The sequence below is a fragment of the Bradyrhizobium iriomotense genome, from assembly GCF_018130765.1.
Taxonomy (GTDB): Bacteria; Pseudomonadota; Alphaproteobacteria; order Rhizobiales; family Xanthobacteraceae; genus Bradyrhizobium; species Bradyrhizobium iriomotense_A.
On record NZ_JAFCJZ010000001.1, the window covers coordinates 484,412 to 497,128 of the forward strand.

The following is a 12,717-nucleotide window of genomic DNA, read 5'->3' on the forward strand; positions in this document are numbered from 1 at the left end:
TTCCGTAGCCCGGATGAAGCGAAGCGCAATCCGGGGCAGTCTTTCCGTAAGCATTCCAGGATTTCGCTGCGCTCCATCCGGGCTACAGGTCACCTCACGGTGCCGTCTTGATCTTCGCGCGCAGCGATGCCGGCTCCACGATCCCCGGCAGGAAGCTGAGATTCGCCGAGGTCTTGCCATCGATCAGCGTCGCGAAGTTGTGACAGCTGACGCATGAGCCCGGACCTGCGGGACCATTGCTCAGATAATTCTGGATGTAGGTCTCGAGTGTCATGTTGGACAGCATGCCCGGCACGGCGTTGGACGGAATCGGATTTGGCGGGGTCGGCGGCTCGACATTGCCGCCCCATTGGGTGCCGACCAGCATGTAATTTCCGAATACGCTCTTGAGCGAGCCGAGCGCCATCCGCCACTGCTCGTTCAGGGTGGACGTCGTCGGATAGATCCGCCAGCAGCGCACCGCCTGCGGCTGCGCGGTTGCGCTGGTGGTGCCGCCTTGCGCATAAGGCTTGCGCGGATTCCAGGGGAATGCCGTCTTGCTGACGCCGGGCGATTGCGGCGAGATATTGGTGCCGATGCTCGACGGCGCGCCGGTGTTGAAGAACGAGAAATGCGCGCCCGACGGCGGACTCGCCGGTCCGCAGCTCGGCTGGTTGATCCAGTTCGTGGCCTTGTCGGTGCCGCAGCCATCCGCGACGTTGCAGGGCGCGTTTGCGAGCGGCGCGTTGTCGACATGCTCGAAGGTCGCCCAGATCCATTGCGGCCGCAGCGCCGGATTGGTCTTGTCCAGCGGATTGCGCTGGAGGATGTGCATGCCGACGAGCCCCACGCGCTCGCTGCGGCAGAACGGACGGCCGTCGCGCACGAGATCGCCTGAGACCGCCAGCAGGATGTTCTGGGTGAAGAACTTTGACGGATCGTCCTTGGACGGATCGAGGATGCGCCAGGACGCCTTGATCTCGATCGAACCGTTGGTGCCATCAGGGACCGTCGCCGACGACGTAAAGTCGGCACCGCCAGGATTCTTCTTGATGAACTCTTGCTGGCCCGCCCTCGTCGTCAGCGTCTGCGACTTCTGGCCGCCGGGCGCGCGCAGATATTGCGCCTCGATCTCGTTGACGCGCCGCTCGAACAGCGTCCAGTTGCCGTTGACGTCGATCAGCGGCTTGTTGGTTGCGGCCTGCAGATATTCTTCATTGTTCGGCATCGGCTGGCCCTTGCCGTTCGAGCCGATATGGAAGATCGGAAGCGCCAGCGCCTGCGGGCAACCGGCGATGACAGGCGCGTTGCCGAACAGCGACGAGACCGTCGGATAGGTCTGCCAGACCCGCCGGCCTGGCTGCGTCAGTCCCTGCGCCGGCGGCTCCTTGACGCCGCTTGCCACCCAGTTGAGCGCGACGAACATCTGCCATGCCATGTTGTCGAACGGCGACTGCACGTCCGCCTTCTCGCTCTGCGGCGGCTGGCCGTAAAGGCCGTTGTAGCCCTGCGTTTCCGCAAGGCCCGGATCGGGGCCGATATAGGCCGGTACGATGGCGCACAGCCGGTTGCTGCCATTGGCGCAGAACTTGGCCTTCGGAATATAGGGCGGCGCCGCTTGCGGCGATTGTGTCTGTGCGGCCGGCCGAAGGGGTGTCACCACCATGGCCGTGGCGAACGCCAGCGGCATCAGGGCCAAAGACTGCCAATGCTTCATGGGAGGTCCTCACGGATACGAGCTCAACCGCCCCGCCCTCGCCCGAGCTCAAAATGTGATGTGCGACCAAATCCCGAGACAGGTCCGACGAGACACCTCGGTTGCTTTATATACTTAAACTACTTCAGGTTTAATACCACCTCATGGCAGCTCGGACAATCTAATTCTATTTGTAATTGAGAGTGCGATCGCGCGGGACCGGCCCTGGCCGTGATTAGTGGCTCTGCACCGATTTGGGCGGACGTGGCGCAGACTTCGACGGCTTTGCGCTAGGCTTGGCCGCGGCCCGCGGCGGAGGCGCATCGACCGACTCCAGATACGCGGCGAGCGCCTTGGCAGAGTCGGAACTGGTTGCGTAATGGTCCTTCAGGAACCAGGACAGCGTCAGACTGAAGCGCCCCTTGGCCAGGCCTCGCGGGCTGCGGTGGCAGGTCGCGCAACCGTCGGCAAACAGCTTTTCGGGCGACTTGCCGGCATCGAGATTTTGCGCGGAGGCAACCGTCGCCGTCAGCGCGGCGGCTGCGGCAAGAATCATCAGGGGCGCGATCAAACCGCGCCCCGGTTGGAATGGCGATGTCAATCTCGTCCCCCAGAGCGTTTTCAAGCGAAGTGGATGACCGGTTCGCGTCAAGAAAACGCGTCAAAAATCTAGAGTTCCCGTCCTGCGGTCACGCCGCCAGCAACTGATCGAATTCGGCCGGCGCGTAGGCCTTGCCGTCCTGGTCGGTGATGACGACCTGCCAGCCCTCGCTCGCCCACACTTTTGCCTTCGCCACGATGAGCAGCCGGCTCTCGCGGGCAAAACTGTACTTCGCATTGTCGCGTTCTGCGACCATTTTATAGGCCAATGCGCATCCCCTTGCGTTGCCTTGCACCCGCCCCCTCGTGGCAGCGGGCTTTGGCGGCAATTCGCCGGGAGCGTGGCAATTTGGTGCCATCCGCAGGCAGCATTGTGCTTGGCTCCGGCGGTCCGACGGAGGTTGATCGTGCGCCCGATCATGAATGCGATTCAGCTTGTCGCGGGCTTGCTCGGCATCGCCTCGACCGGCGCAGACCTACGATCCGCGCTATCCCGTCTGCATCGAGGTCTACACCATCGACGGCAGCACGATCGATTGCAGTTTTACGACGATTGCGCAGTGCGCCGCGACGGCCTCCGGGCAGTCCGCGCAGTGCTACGCCAATCCCTATGCCACCCAGAGCGGGCAGCAAGGCCTGGCCTCGTCGCCGCCGCGACGAAACCGATAGCCTTAAGCCCGCGTCCCGATCAGTGGACGCGGATGATGTGGGGACGGCCGAGATCGATCAGCCCCTGCACCGCCGAGAGGCGGTCGTCGAGGGCTGCTATGGTGAGCAGCAAATTATTGCGGCGCTCGTCGAGCATACCCATCTCGGCACCGGTCAGCTTTGTGCTCATCCGCTCCTTGTGAATTCCATCGAGGGATTTGCGCAGTCCAGCGATCAGGCTGGCCAGCTGCTTGGCCTCTTTGGTCATCGACCTCTTCGCGACATTTTGGCGGCGCGTTTCCGCCTGGCTCTGTCTCATCGTCATCCTCCCGTGCCCCGCTGCCCCGAGTGGATGATTGCATCTTTGGGTACACATCTTACGATCGATGAAATCTGCCCGCGAAGAACTTTCTTAAATTGTACGCGCAGGGAACTCGGATCAAATCAGCAGAAAGCCCGGCGCGAGGGCCGGGCTTTCGTTAGGCAATGCTAGTGCTTCTCGTGGCCGCCGCCGGGGCCGCCGGCCGGGCCACCGCCACCACGTGGCGCGGCGTTGATGTGCTGAGTGCCACCGCCGTGCGGCGCTGCGGGCGCAGCGGCACGCGGCGCCGGCATCTGCGCACGGGCATTCATCGGCGCACCGTGGCTCACATTCGGCTGCGCGACATGCGGCGTCGCCGGTCGCGCGGCAGGTGCAGCCGACACACGCGGTGCTTCATGCGCACGTGGCGTCGGCTGAGCACGCACCGCGGCGCGGCTCGCGGCCTGTTCGTGCATCATGCGGGCCTGAGCATCGCGCGTATTGCGAGTCTGCACATTGGTCCGCTCATGCGCGATGCGCTCGCTCCGTCCGGCACGCGTCCGGTCGGCGGCGATCGCAGCGTCGCGTTTCGAGATCGCTGCGTCACGCTTTGTCGTGATCGCCGCGTCGCGCTTGGCGATCGCAGCGTCGCGCTTCGTGATCGCCGCGTCACGCTTCGTGATCGCCGCGTCACGCCTCGTGATCGCGGTGTCGCGCTTGGCAATCGCAGCGTCGTGCCGTGAGGTCATGGCGTCACGTCCCGCGATTGCGGCGGTACCCTTGCCACGCACGCCGTCACGCGCCAACGCAGCCGCCGCATCACGCGTCGCCGCACGACCGATACGGGCTGCGCCCGGGTCGATCGTCATCCGCGTCGCCAAGCTCTGATGCGAAGTCCAGTAATTATTCCAGTAGGCATGGCGGCGATACCAGGGCCGCCCCTCATAGTAGCTCGACCAGTACGAGGTCAGCACGAACGGGACGACAGGCACGTCGATCACGTCGACATAGTCGGGGAGATAGACGTAGTGATTGCGGTAGAGATATTCGAGATATTGCGACGATACCCAGCCGCGATCGTCGGAGAAGCTCACGTCGCACCAGGCATTGCCGCGCAGGCAGCCATGGATGTTGACGCGGGCGCCCCCGGGGATGCGATCGACCAGCGGAAAGCCGGAGCCTGGACCGGCGCGCATGCCGGTCGAGACGGTGACGATACCCGGTGCGGCCAGCGCGGCCGTCGGGGCAAGCAGCAATGCTGCAACCAAAATGCTTCTGAGTCTCATGGCGTGTTCCTCCTCTGCGAGATGGAACGCGCAGGCGGAATGAGCGTTCCGCCTTTCATCGCCACATCCGGCGAAAGATCGAGAGCGCGCCACGCGCGGAGTTCAATATTCATCCGCTGTTCATCGGCACGGCGGGCATAGCGATTGCGGCGTCAGTTCACCGGCAGCATGAAGGCATCGAAGAACGCCGCGAGTCCGGCAAAGTCGTCGAGCGGCAGCACGGTCGCGACATACTGGTCGGGACGCACCACGACCATGCACCCGGCTTTCCGGTCGATGCCGCGCATTGCAAAAACGTCGTGGCCGCTCTTGAGATCCGGACAGAACATCTTTTCGTAGTCGATCAGGCCGTAGCGCCCCTTGCGCGGGAGCAGCGTCGACGGCATGGCCTCGACGGCGAGTTCGCGATGATCCTGTTGAAACACCGCGCGCAGATCGATCACGCTGTCGATGTCCGCGCCGACAGGCGTGTATCGCCGGACCGGCGACGGCCTCGCCTCGGCGAGAAAATTGCACAGCGCGCGAATGGCCGAGCCGGCAGCCGCCGGATCTTCCGCAGGCGAGAACGCGTAGATGCGGAAGCGGCCATCGGCCTGCGCGGCGTGGCCGAGGTGCACCGGCTTGGCATCCGCCAGGCGGATCACCGGCGCGGAATGGAAGCGCTTGCCGATCACGAGACCTTCGGCGAGATGCTGATGCGACGCCCCGCCGGTGAGGACCGAGGGCTTGTAATGCGTCGCGGTACCGGCCGTGTAGCGGCCGTGCCGGACGAAATAGTCCTGCGTCTTGGCCGCATCCGCGCCGCCGGCCTTGGCGGCCGATGCCAGAATGCCCGCCCACTCCCGATCGAAATCGATCAGCTCCTTCGCAACCGCCTGGCGCTCGGCCGAATAGGAATGCAGCAGGCTCGGCGCACATTGCTTGCGCAGAACAGCGGCGAGCTTCCAGCCGAGATTGAAGGCGTCCTGCATCGAGACGTTCATGCCCTGCCCCGCCTTCGGACTGTGGGTATGGCAGGCATCGCCGGCGATGAAGATGCGCGGCAGGCGGCTGGCGATCTCTCCCTCCGGCACGTCGTCGAACTTGTCGGTCAGGCGCTGGCCGATCTCGTAGACCGACCACCAGGCGATCTCCTTCACCTCAAGCGTATGCGGCTTCAGGATCCGCTGCGCTTTCGCGATCACGTCGTCGGCGGTGATGTTGCGATTGGCAACACGCTCGCCGACATCGAGCTTGGCGAGCTCGACATAGATGCGAACCATGTAGCCGCCTTCGCGCGGAATGATCAGCAGGCTACCGTCCTTGGCCGACTGGATCAGGGACTTGAAGCGGATGTCAGGGAAATCGGTCACCGCCAGCACGTCCATCACGCCCCAGGCATGGTTGGCGGAATCGCCGTGCAGCTCGCGGCCGATCGATTTGCGCACCGTGCTGCGCGCACCGTCGCAGCCGACGACATAGCGCGCCCTGATCGTCTCGACCTTGCCCTCGTTTCCGGCATCGACGCGCTCGAGCCGCACGGTCACGGCATGGTCGGCGGGACCTGCGGCCTGATCGACCGCGAGGTCGATCAGACGGCGGCTGTAATAGGGTTCGAGCTTACCCGGCGCTTTGCGCATAGTGTCGAGAAAGCCGTCATGGATGCGCGCCTGGTTGAGGATGACATGCGGAAACTCCGACAGCCCGTCCTCGACGTCCTGCACACGCCCGCTCCGAACGATCTTCTCAGAGCTCCGCTCGTCCGGCTTCCAGAACGTCGTCTCGTTGACCCAATAGGCCTCCTTCAGCACGCGCTCGCTGAAGCCAAAGGCGTGGAACATCTCCATGGTGCGGCAGGCGATGCCGTCGGCCTGCCCGACCAGCAGCCGGCCCGGCTTCTGTTCGACGACGCAGGTCTTGATATCGGGAAATTGCGCAAGCTGCGCCGCGAGCGTGAGGCCGGCGGGCCCGCAGCCGACGATGAGGACATCGACCTCGTCGGGCACGGCGCCCCCTGCGCCGGGAGCCTGAACGCGCTCGGCGGGGTCGGCGATCTCGGGGTCTCCAGGCTGAAATCCATTCAGATGGAATTGCATGAGCACCTCTCCCGTCAACGTCTTCTTCGATATTGCTCAGTATGCTGACTATCAGTATACTTGTCAATGATCCGCACCGTCCTGCGCTCAAGGAGAATTCGGTGAAAGACAACAACGACATGCCCGGGCATCTGGCGCGCCGGTTCCAGCAGATCGCGGTGGCGGTGTTCCTGGCCGAGGTCGGAGAAGCCGGCTTCGATCTTACCCCGGTGCAATACGCCGCGCTCGCGACCATCAAGGCCAATCCGGGGCTCGACCAGGTGACGCTCGCAGGCCTAATCGCCTATGACCGCACCACCATCACGGGCGTGATCGATCGCCTGGTGCAGAAGGGTCTTATCGAGCGCCGTGCCAGTCCCCGCGACCGCCGCGCCCGCGAGCTCGAGATCACCGACGAGGGCCGGCGCGCGCTGCGCAAGATCACGCCGGCGGTGGAGTCCGCACAGCGCATCATGCTGCGCGGCCTCAGCGCGAAGGAAGGCGAGGAGCTGATGCGGCTCTTGCGCAAGGCGATCGCCGCCGGCAACGAGCTCAGCCGCGCCCCGCTGCGCGAATGAGCATATTTTGTGCGTAATCGTCGCAGTGCGGCGAAACCTGGAACTAACCTTCGGCTGTTACGGTCGGCACCAATCGGCGCTTAACGCGCGATTAACTTTGCCGTTCCGGAGATCAGGATGTTCAGGTTCCTCATTGCGGCCGCGGCCATCGCGCTCTCGACCGTCCCTGCACTCGCGAACGGCCATGGCGGCGGCGATGCCCCTCCTCCGCCCAAGCCCGAGGCGACGACCGCGCCGGCCAAGGTGGTGCTGACCAAGCAGGGCCCGAAGCTGGTCGATCTCAAGGGCATGACGCTCTACACCTACGAGCGCGACACCAGCGGCAAGACCTCGAACTGCAACGGCAAGTGCACGGAGAGCTGGGTACCGCTGGCCGCAACCGCCGATGCCAGGGCCGTCGGCGACTTCACCGTGATCAACCGCAACGACGGCAGCAAGATGTGGGCCTATCGCTACCGCCCGCTCTACACCTCGCCGGCCGACAAGGCGCCGGGCGACGCCAACGGCACGGCCACGACCCTGCAGTGGCACATCGCGCGGCCTGAAAACTAGGGCGAGAACGGCGCGAGTCCGTCAGGCCCGCTCATGAGCTTCGCGTGTGCTGAGGCATTGGCCGAGGCATAATTGACCTCCGGATTCCAGTGCAGCGCGACGTACAGGACCATTCCGGCCAGGATGGAGCCATAAAAACCGAGCGTGGCCAGGCGCCATGTCCGCACAATACGGCGGTCGTTCTCATTCAATGGATCAAAGAATTTTTGCATGATGCCTCCAATGGCAACGAGCCATCAAGGCATAGCGCAACCGGCGCCGATCGGCTGTGAAGCCGTTCACCCGTCATCGCTTCAAAACGATGTGATCGTCGTCAGCGGCAAGCAGCGCGCCAGCACTCCTCGCCCGGACACTCCTAGCCGCGCCAGCGCGCGCCTGGTCCGGCCTGCGCATTCTGTCCGGGCGGCAGCACCACGACGGTCGAATTGAGCTTCACCCGGTCGTAGAGGTCGATCACGTCCTCGTTGCGCATCCGGATGCAGCCCGACGAGATCGCCTGCCCGATATATTCGGGCTGGTTGGTGCCGTGGATGCGGTAGAGCGTGTCCTTGTTGCCGACAAAGAGATAGATGCCGCGCGCGCCCAGCGGATTGGCGGGACCACCGGGCACGCGCGCCGGATACGGTCCAAGCCGCGCCTGGATGTCCGCCGTCGGCACCCAGTCGGGCCATTCCGCCAGACGGCCCACCCGCGCAACGCCGGAGAAGGCCATCGCCTCCTCACCGACCGCGACGCCGTAGCGGATCGCCTTGCCGTCGGGCAGCACGAAATAGAGATAGCGCGCGTCGGTATCGACCAGGATCGTGCCCGGCATCTCCTTGCGCGGATAATCGACGATGTGACGCAGATATTGCTCAGGCACGCTGGCCTGGGCGTAAGGCGTGTGCGCGAGCAATTGCCGGTCGCGCGGCGTCATGCTCGCGTCGGTCGACGGCGAGAGTGTCGTCTGCATGCAACCGCCCAGCGGCAGCATGGCAACGACGAAGAAAGCGAGAACAGATCTTGGCACCACCGGCCCCCCGATAGCGGATAGCGGCACCCCCAGCAGCGATAGATGCTGCCCAAATCGTGCTGAAAACAAGGCAGCCTGGAACAATTGCACGTGTTCGATCAGCCGGGTTCCATCACCACAAACGGCGGAAGAGCGTCGCATCATCTCCATCCCCTCGCCTTGCTTTGGTCAAACCCGGCTGGACTCGTGCGACATCTGCCAGGGCACATCAGGTTGGATGGGGCTCACCTCAACAGATCGGCTCGCGCCAATGCGAACGACGAAGGCTGCAAAGGAGCTGCGATGCTCGCGACGCTGAACGCCAAGCAAATCGTCGATGAGATCGTGAAGGACACGGTCAAGGACAACGATCCGCACGACGCGATTCAGATCTCGCCCGAGATCGTGCTGGCCTCGCGCCCCATCAGCGTGGCGCCGGCACTAGCGCCCGACATCACGCCCCGCCCTGAGCCGAAGTTCGCCCCGGAGCCAAAAGCCGGTCCTGAGCCCAAATTCAGTCCTGAGCCAAAATTCAGTCCCGTCTCGGAGCCGCCCGCGGCAGTGCCCGCGGTCGATACCGCGGTGCGCCTCGCGCCCGGCGATGGTCCCCGCCGGCCCAGGCGTTCCGCCGCCGGCAAGTGGCTGCGCGGCGCCTTCCTCACGTTCCTGTTTGCCGGCGGCAGCGCGGCTGCCACGGTTGCCTGGGAGAAGCACGGCGACACCGCCAAACAGATGCTCGCCGAGTGGACACCGGTCTTGACCTCGCTGCTGCCTTCGGCGTCGCAAACGGCACAAGTCGCCGCCGCGCAGCCGGTGCCACCCGCTTCGGCAGCCGCGACCGATCAACCGATCGATCAACCTGCGGCGCAAGCTGCGGCCGATCAACCTGCGAGTCCGCCTGCAGTTCAGGTTGCAGCAGCCGCGCCCGCGGCAACACAGACCGAGGCAACGCAGTCGGTACAATCGATGACGCGAGATCTCGCGGCCATGGCGCAGCAGATCGAAGCACTCAAGTCCAACATCGCCGAGCTGAAGGCCGGCCAGGAGCAGATGGCACGCGAGATGGCGAAGCCACCTGCACCGAAGCCGGTCGTCGAAGCGAGGCCGCCCGTCGATCCGCGCGCACGCGTGTCCGCGCTGCCGCCGCGCGCACCAGTGCCGATGCCGCCGCCTGTTCGCAAACCGAAGCCCGCGGTGACGCAGACCTATATGCCGGCTTATGCGCCTGCGCCGATTGCACCTCCGCCACCGTCGCAAGCTGCCGCGGTCCCGCCGCCGGCTCCGACGGCCACAACGACGCAAGCGGTTGCCGATGACGACGGACCGGTCGTGCGTCCGCCGATGCCGCTGCGCTAGAGCAACAATGTCACGAACGCTGTCCGAGTCGATGTGATGCGTTGAGTCCGGGTTACTACGGGAGGCGATGCTTCGATCGTTTCCACCAAAGAGAAAAGGCCGTCGGGATTTATGCCGCCGGCCTTCTCTTGCAACTCCCGGTTCCCGGAGCCCGGTTCTGTTGCAATTCCATGCTTTATGATCGCGTCAACATATTTAATAAAAACTTAACGAGCTCGCATGGTGCACATCATTTCTGCGCCATAGGCACAGAGATTGTGCGGCTTGTTCATTCGATAAAGATCGACTCAGTGTACCATCCGAGATGTGTCGGGACTTCCGTTGAAGACTTGTTTTCAAGACTTGCAACTGAGACTTGGTCGTCACACCGGGGGACTTCGGATGCCGTACTACTCCTTCGATCTTGTGGTTGGTGAAGAGTTCAAGAACCAGGGCGGAATCATTCTCGAGGACATCGAGGTTGCTTCTGATCGCGCCGATCAGCTCGCATGCGAGCTGTCGCAGGTGAAGCCGGAGTTGCAGCAGAAGGGCTGCGCGGTGCGCGTCACCGATCGCGATCACAACGAGGTCTATCGGACGCCGCTCGATCCCGTGCCGGCCTGGCAGCGCTAGCTACTCTTCAAACACCGGCGCTTCGAACCAGTTCGTCAACGACAATCCGCCGTCGACGACGAAGGCCGCGCCGGTGACGTAACCCGAGAGCTTGTTCGACAACACCGTGAGCGCCATCGGCGCAAGGTCATTCGCCGCGCCGAGACGCCCGAGCGGAATGTGTCTCGCCAGGGACGCGTCCGCAACGAACCCGCCCGCCGCGATTGCACCCGGCACCAGCGCGTTGACGCGGATGTTGTGCCGCCCGAAGGTCTTCGCCAGCTCCTTCACCAGCATCGCCATTCCCGCCTTCGCCGTCGAGTAGTGCGGCAGGTTGCGCGGCGTGCCCGCATGCAGCGAGGTGAGGAACAGGAACGAGCCGGGCCGCTTCGCTGCGATCAGCCGCTTTGCGATCTCGCGCGCCAGGTGAAAGCCGGCATCGAGATTGACGGCGTGCATCTCCTGCCAGGTCCTGCGATCGACCGCGAGCGCGTGATCGGCCTCGCGCCGCGGCGGCGAGGCGCTGTGAACGAAGTGCGTGACGTGGCCCAGCGCAGCATGAGAGGCGGCAAGCAGCGCATCGCAGGCATCCAACATCGCGAGATCTCCGACCCAGGGCACCGCCAACTCAGGCCTCTCGCTCGCGCTGATCGCGGCACTCACCCGTTCCGCGCTGATATCGGCAAACACGGTTCGCACGCCCTCGCCGACCAGGGCCTGCGCGATCGCGCGGCCGATGCCGTTGCCCGCGCCGGTGACGAGCGCCGTGTCGGTTGCGGGATCGAACGGCGCACTGAACAGGCTCATATCGCTCTCCGGGGGTCTCTGCCGCCAATCTAGCGCGACGCGACGAGGCGCGACAATTGCGTCCCGGCACCATTGCGGAGCGCCGCGCCGGACGCTAGCCTCCCCCAAAAATCGAGGAGGTACCAAGGATGCGCACTAGTTTTCTGATGACGGGTCTTTTGCTGCTCGCCGCGCCGGCCCAGGCGGGCGACGCGCCACCGCGGGCGACCTATGTGACGATGGTCTTGCAGGCCTTCGCCGCCAAGGTCGAATGTCCCGGCACCGATCTCGTCTATCAGGACCTCGTGCAGAAGGCGCAGCAGATGCAGCTGCCTGACGGCACCACCGAGAAGGTGCGCAAGGCGATCGCCTGGATGCACACCGGGGGCAAGATGGGCGAGAAGCAGGACGACGATCTGATGGCCGAGGTCGCGGTCGCGACACAGGCCACCGACATGGACCAGCGCCGCCTCGGCATGCCCGGCTGGTGCGAAGCGCAGAAGACCAACCTCGCCGGCCTGATCCGCAGCAAGGGCGGTTAGAAGCGTTTACGAGCGAAATGGACGCCGGTTTGCGGAAACAGCCTTCGGCAGGTCTTTCCCGGCGTTAGGCACGCCACGGCGGAACTGCCGCCGTGGCCAACAATCGTCACATTCCTCGCCAGCATGCGGCCTCCTCGAACAGGAGACCCCCAATGCGGATTGCCCATTTCGTCTTTGCCGCTGCGCTCGCGGCGAGCACCGTGATGGCCGCCCCGGCCCTCGCGAGAAACACCGACGCCCAGAAAGGCGAGGAGAAATCGACCTCGTCATCGTCCTGCAGCGCCTATCAGCAGGCGCCGGACGGAACGTGGGAACAGCTTCCCTGCAAGGAAACCGGCGAACGCGGGCAGCCGCAGACGCAACACCGCGCCCCTGCACAGGGAACGGAGCGCGGGGAGCGCTGAGCGCTCCGGTTCCGCGCGGTCAGCTCTGGTGCGGCCCCCGCATGATCTTCATGGCGTCGGCGATGTGACGCCACTCCTTGGCCTCGTCGGCCTCGCCACGACCCTCGCAGGCCTGGGCCTGCTCCGCGGCCTTCGCAATCGCAGCAAAACCGTGCTGTTCGAGCATCTGCCGTGCAACGGTATGGACCTGGACCTCGGACATCATGGGGCGCTCTCCCGTTTGACGAAACCACGGCGCAGCGCGCGACTGGCCCCGCGGATTTTTCACAACGATCTCGCCGCAGGTCCCGTTCCCGCTGCCGGAACGACAAAGGCGGCCCGCCATGCCCGGCGGACCGCCTTCTCACCCACCC

The 12,717-nt window shown here is 64.7% G+C and carries 17 protein-coding genes; 7 read left to right on the forward strand and 10 right to left on the reverse strand.

Annotation, left to right across the window (positions count from 1 at the left end; all coding sequences use genetic code 11):
• Positions 1 to 94 precede the first annotated feature (94 nt).
• From JQ635_RS02275 to JQ635_RS02285, 3 genes are all read right to left on the reverse strand, one after another.
• Positions 95 to 1,696, reverse strand: a complete 1,602-nt coding sequence (locus JQ635_RS02275) for a hypothetical protein (RefSeq protein WP_211408239.1) — start codon at positions 1,694 to 1,696, stop codon at positions 95 to 97.
• Positions 1,697 to 1,910: 214 nt separating this feature from the next.
• Complete coding sequence (locus tag JQ635_RS02280) at positions 1,911 to 2,231, reverse strand: hypothetical protein (RefSeq protein ID WP_211408240.1); 321 nt, start codon at positions 2,229 to 2,231, stop codon at positions 1,911 to 1,913.
• Positions 2,232 to 2,364: 133 nt separating this feature from the next.
• Positions 2,365 to 2,571, reverse strand: coding sequence for a hypothetical protein (locus JQ635_RS02285; protein WP_211408241.1), 207 nt, complete (start codon positions 2,569 to 2,571; stop codon positions 2,365 to 2,367).
• Between the two features lie 127 nt (positions 2,572 to 2,698).
• Between JQ635_RS02285 and JQ635_RS02290 the strand changes: the two genes are divergently transcribed.
• Positions 2,699 to 2,944: a DUF3551 domain-containing protein gene (locus JQ635_RS02290; protein ID WP_433996545.1), complete on the forward strand. Its 246-nt coding sequence runs from the start codon at positions 2,699 to 2,701 to the stop codon at positions 2,942 to 2,944.
• Positions 2,945 to 2,963: 19 nt separating this feature from the next.
• On the opposite strand, the gene JQ635_RS02295 is transcribed toward JQ635_RS02290, so the two are convergent.
• The 3 genes from JQ635_RS02295 to JQ635_RS02305 all read right to left on the reverse strand — a co-directional run bounded on the left by JQ635_RS02295 (position 2,964) and on the right by JQ635_RS02305 (position 6,585).
• Complete coding sequence (locus tag JQ635_RS02295; protein WP_165425377.1) at positions 2,964 to 3,242, reverse strand: hypothetical protein; 279 nt, start codon at positions 3,240 to 3,242, stop codon at positions 2,964 to 2,966.
• 170 nt (positions 3,243 to 3,412) lie between these two features.
• The gene (locus JQ635_RS02300; RefSeq protein ID WP_211408242.1) at positions 3,413 to 4,510 is read right to left on the reverse strand and encodes an SH3 domain-containing protein; all 1,098 of its coding nucleotides are present in this window, start codon (positions 4,508 to 4,510) and stop codon (positions 3,413 to 3,415) included.
• Between the two features lie 152 nt (positions 4,511 to 4,662).
• Positions 4,663 to 6,585: an FAD-binding monooxygenase gene (locus tag JQ635_RS02305; protein WP_211408243.1), complete on the reverse strand. Its 1,923-nt coding sequence runs from the start codon at positions 6,583 to 6,585 to the stop codon at positions 4,663 to 4,665.
• A 101-nt stretch (positions 6,586 to 6,686) separates the two neighbouring features.
• Between JQ635_RS02305 and JQ635_RS02310 the strand changes: the two genes are divergently transcribed.
• Positions 6,687 to 7,142, forward strand: coding sequence for a MarR family winged helix-turn-helix transcriptional regulator (locus tag JQ635_RS02310; protein ID WP_211408244.1), 456 nt, complete (start codon positions 6,687 to 6,689; stop codon positions 7,140 to 7,142).
• A 117-nt stretch (positions 7,143 to 7,259) separates the two neighbouring features.
• A complete protein-coding gene (locus JQ635_RS02315) occupies positions 7,260 to 7,694 on the forward strand; it encodes a COG4315 family predicted lipoprotein (RefSeq protein WP_211408245.1) in 435 nt (144 codons plus the stop codon).
• Here the strand turns inward: JQ635_RS02315 and JQ635_RS02320 are convergent.
• Both JQ635_RS02320 and JQ635_RS02325 read right to left on the reverse strand, forming a co-directional pair.
• The gene (locus JQ635_RS02320) at positions 7,691 to 7,906 is read right to left on the reverse strand and encodes a hypothetical protein (protein ID WP_211408246.1); all 216 of its coding nucleotides are present in this window, start codon (positions 7,904 to 7,906) and stop codon (positions 7,691 to 7,693) included. The genes JQ635_RS02315 and JQ635_RS02320 overlap by 4 nt on opposite strands.
• A 143-nt stretch (positions 7,907 to 8,049) precedes the next feature.
• Positions 8,050 to 8,667: a L,D-transpeptidase gene (locus JQ635_RS02325; protein WP_211408476.1), complete on the reverse strand. Its 618-nt coding sequence runs from the start codon at positions 8,665 to 8,667 to the stop codon at positions 8,050 to 8,052.
• Between the two features lie 321 nt (positions 8,668 to 8,988).
• On the opposite strand from JQ635_RS02325, the gene JQ635_RS02330 reads away from it, so the two are divergent.
• Together JQ635_RS02330 and JQ635_RS02335 are read left to right on the forward strand one after the other, a co-directional pair.
• Positions 8,989 to 10,041, forward strand: coding sequence for a hypothetical protein (locus JQ635_RS02330; RefSeq protein ID WP_211408247.1), 1,053 nt, complete (start codon positions 8,989 to 8,991; stop codon positions 10,039 to 10,041).
• Positions 10,042 to 10,422: 381 nt separating this feature from the next.
• Positions 10,423 to 10,653 (forward strand): DUF6894 family protein, encoded by a 231-nt coding sequence (locus JQ635_RS02335; protein ID WP_200494243.1) that lies wholly within the window; start codon positions 10,423 to 10,425, stop codon positions 10,651 to 10,653.
• Here JQ635_RS02335 and JQ635_RS02340 read toward each other — a convergent pair whose 3' ends face one another.
• Positions 10,654 to 11,439 (reverse strand): SDR family NAD(P)-dependent oxidoreductase, encoded by a 786-nt coding sequence (locus tag JQ635_RS02340; RefSeq protein ID WP_211408248.1) that lies wholly within the window; start codon positions 11,437 to 11,439, stop codon positions 10,654 to 10,656.
• Between the two features lie 128 nt (positions 11,440 to 11,567).
• Between JQ635_RS02340 and JQ635_RS02345 the strand changes: the two genes are divergently transcribed.
• Both JQ635_RS02345 and JQ635_RS02350 read left to right on the forward strand, forming a co-directional pair.
• Complete coding sequence (locus tag JQ635_RS02345) at positions 11,568 to 11,960, forward strand: hypothetical protein (RefSeq protein ID WP_211408249.1); 393 nt, start codon at positions 11,568 to 11,570, stop codon at positions 11,958 to 11,960.
• Between the two features lie 152 nt (positions 11,961 to 12,112).
• Complete coding sequence (locus JQ635_RS02350) at positions 12,113 to 12,364, forward strand: hypothetical protein (RefSeq protein ID WP_211408250.1); 252 nt, start codon at positions 12,113 to 12,115, stop codon at positions 12,362 to 12,364.
• Positions 12,365 to 12,383: 19 nt separating this feature from the next.
• Here JQ635_RS02350 and JQ635_RS02355 read toward each other — a convergent pair whose 3' ends face one another.
• The gene (locus JQ635_RS02355) at positions 12,384 to 12,569 is read right to left on the reverse strand and encodes a hypothetical protein (RefSeq protein ID WP_060735911.1); all 186 of its coding nucleotides are present in this window, start codon (positions 12,567 to 12,569) and stop codon (positions 12,384 to 12,386) included.
• Between the last annotated feature and the right edge of the window lie 148 nt (positions 12,570 to 12,717).

What these genes read in the sequence shown, in the direction of transcription:
- JQ635_RS02355 (WP_060735911.1), bottom strand. Translation starts at nt 12,569, where the DNA reads ATGATGTCCGAGGTCCAGGTCCATACCGTTGCACGGCAGATGCTCGAA.
- JQ635_RS02315 (WP_211408245.1), top strand. Translation starts at nt 7,260, where the DNA reads ATGTTCAGGTTCCTCATTGCGGCCGCGGCCATCGCGCTCTCGACCGTC.
- JQ635_RS02290 (WP_433996545.1), top strand. Translation starts at nt 2,699, where the DNA reads ATGCGATTCAGCTTGTCGCGGGCTTGCTCGGCATCGCCTCGACCGGCG.
- JQ635_RS02335 (WP_200494243.1), top strand. Translation starts at nt 10,423, where the DNA reads ATGCCGTACTACTCCTTCGATCTTGTGGTTGGTGAAGAGTTCAAGAAC.
- JQ635_RS02305 (WP_211408243.1), bottom strand. Translation starts at nt 6,585, where the DNA reads ATGCAATTCCATCTGAATGGATTTCAGCCTGGAGACCCCGAGATCGCC.
- JQ635_RS02340 (WP_211408248.1), bottom strand. Translation starts at nt 11,439, where the DNA reads ATGAGCCTGTTCAGTGCGCCGTTCGATCCCGCAACCGACACGGCGCTC.
- JQ635_RS02280 (WP_211408240.1), bottom strand. Translation starts at nt 2,231, where the DNA reads ATGATTCTTGCCGCAGCCGCCGCGCTGACGGCGACGGTTGCCTCCGCG.
- JQ635_RS02345 (WP_211408249.1), top strand. Translation starts at nt 11,568, where the DNA reads ATGCGCACTAGTTTTCTGATGACGGGTCTTTTGCTGCTCGCCGCGCCG.
- JQ635_RS02325 (WP_211408476.1), bottom strand. Translation starts at nt 8,667, where the DNA reads ATGCTGCCGCTGGGCGGTTGCATGCAGACGACACTCTCGCCGTCGACC.
- JQ635_RS02275 (WP_211408239.1), bottom strand. Translation starts at nt 1,696, where the DNA reads ATGAAGCATTGGCAGTCTTTGGCCCTGATGCCGCTGGCGTTCGCCACG.
- JQ635_RS02295 (WP_165425377.1), bottom strand. Translation starts at nt 3,242, where the DNA reads ATGAGACAGAGCCAGGCGGAAACGCGCCGCCAAAATGTCGCGAAGAGG.
- JQ635_RS02320 (WP_211408246.1), bottom strand. Translation starts at nt 7,906, where the DNA reads ATGCAAAAATTCTTTGATCCATTGAATGAGAACGACCGCCGTATTGTG.
- JQ635_RS02300 (WP_211408242.1), bottom strand. Translation starts at nt 4,510, where the DNA reads ATGAGACTCAGAAGCATTTTGGTTGCAGCATTGCTGCTTGCCCCGACG.
- JQ635_RS02330 (WP_211408247.1), top strand. Translation starts at nt 8,989, where the DNA reads ATGCTCGCGACGCTGAACGCCAAGCAAATCGTCGATGAGATCGTGAAG.
- JQ635_RS02350 (WP_211408250.1), top strand. Translation starts at nt 12,113, where the DNA reads ATGCGGATTGCCCATTTCGTCTTTGCCGCTGCGCTCGCGGCGAGCACC.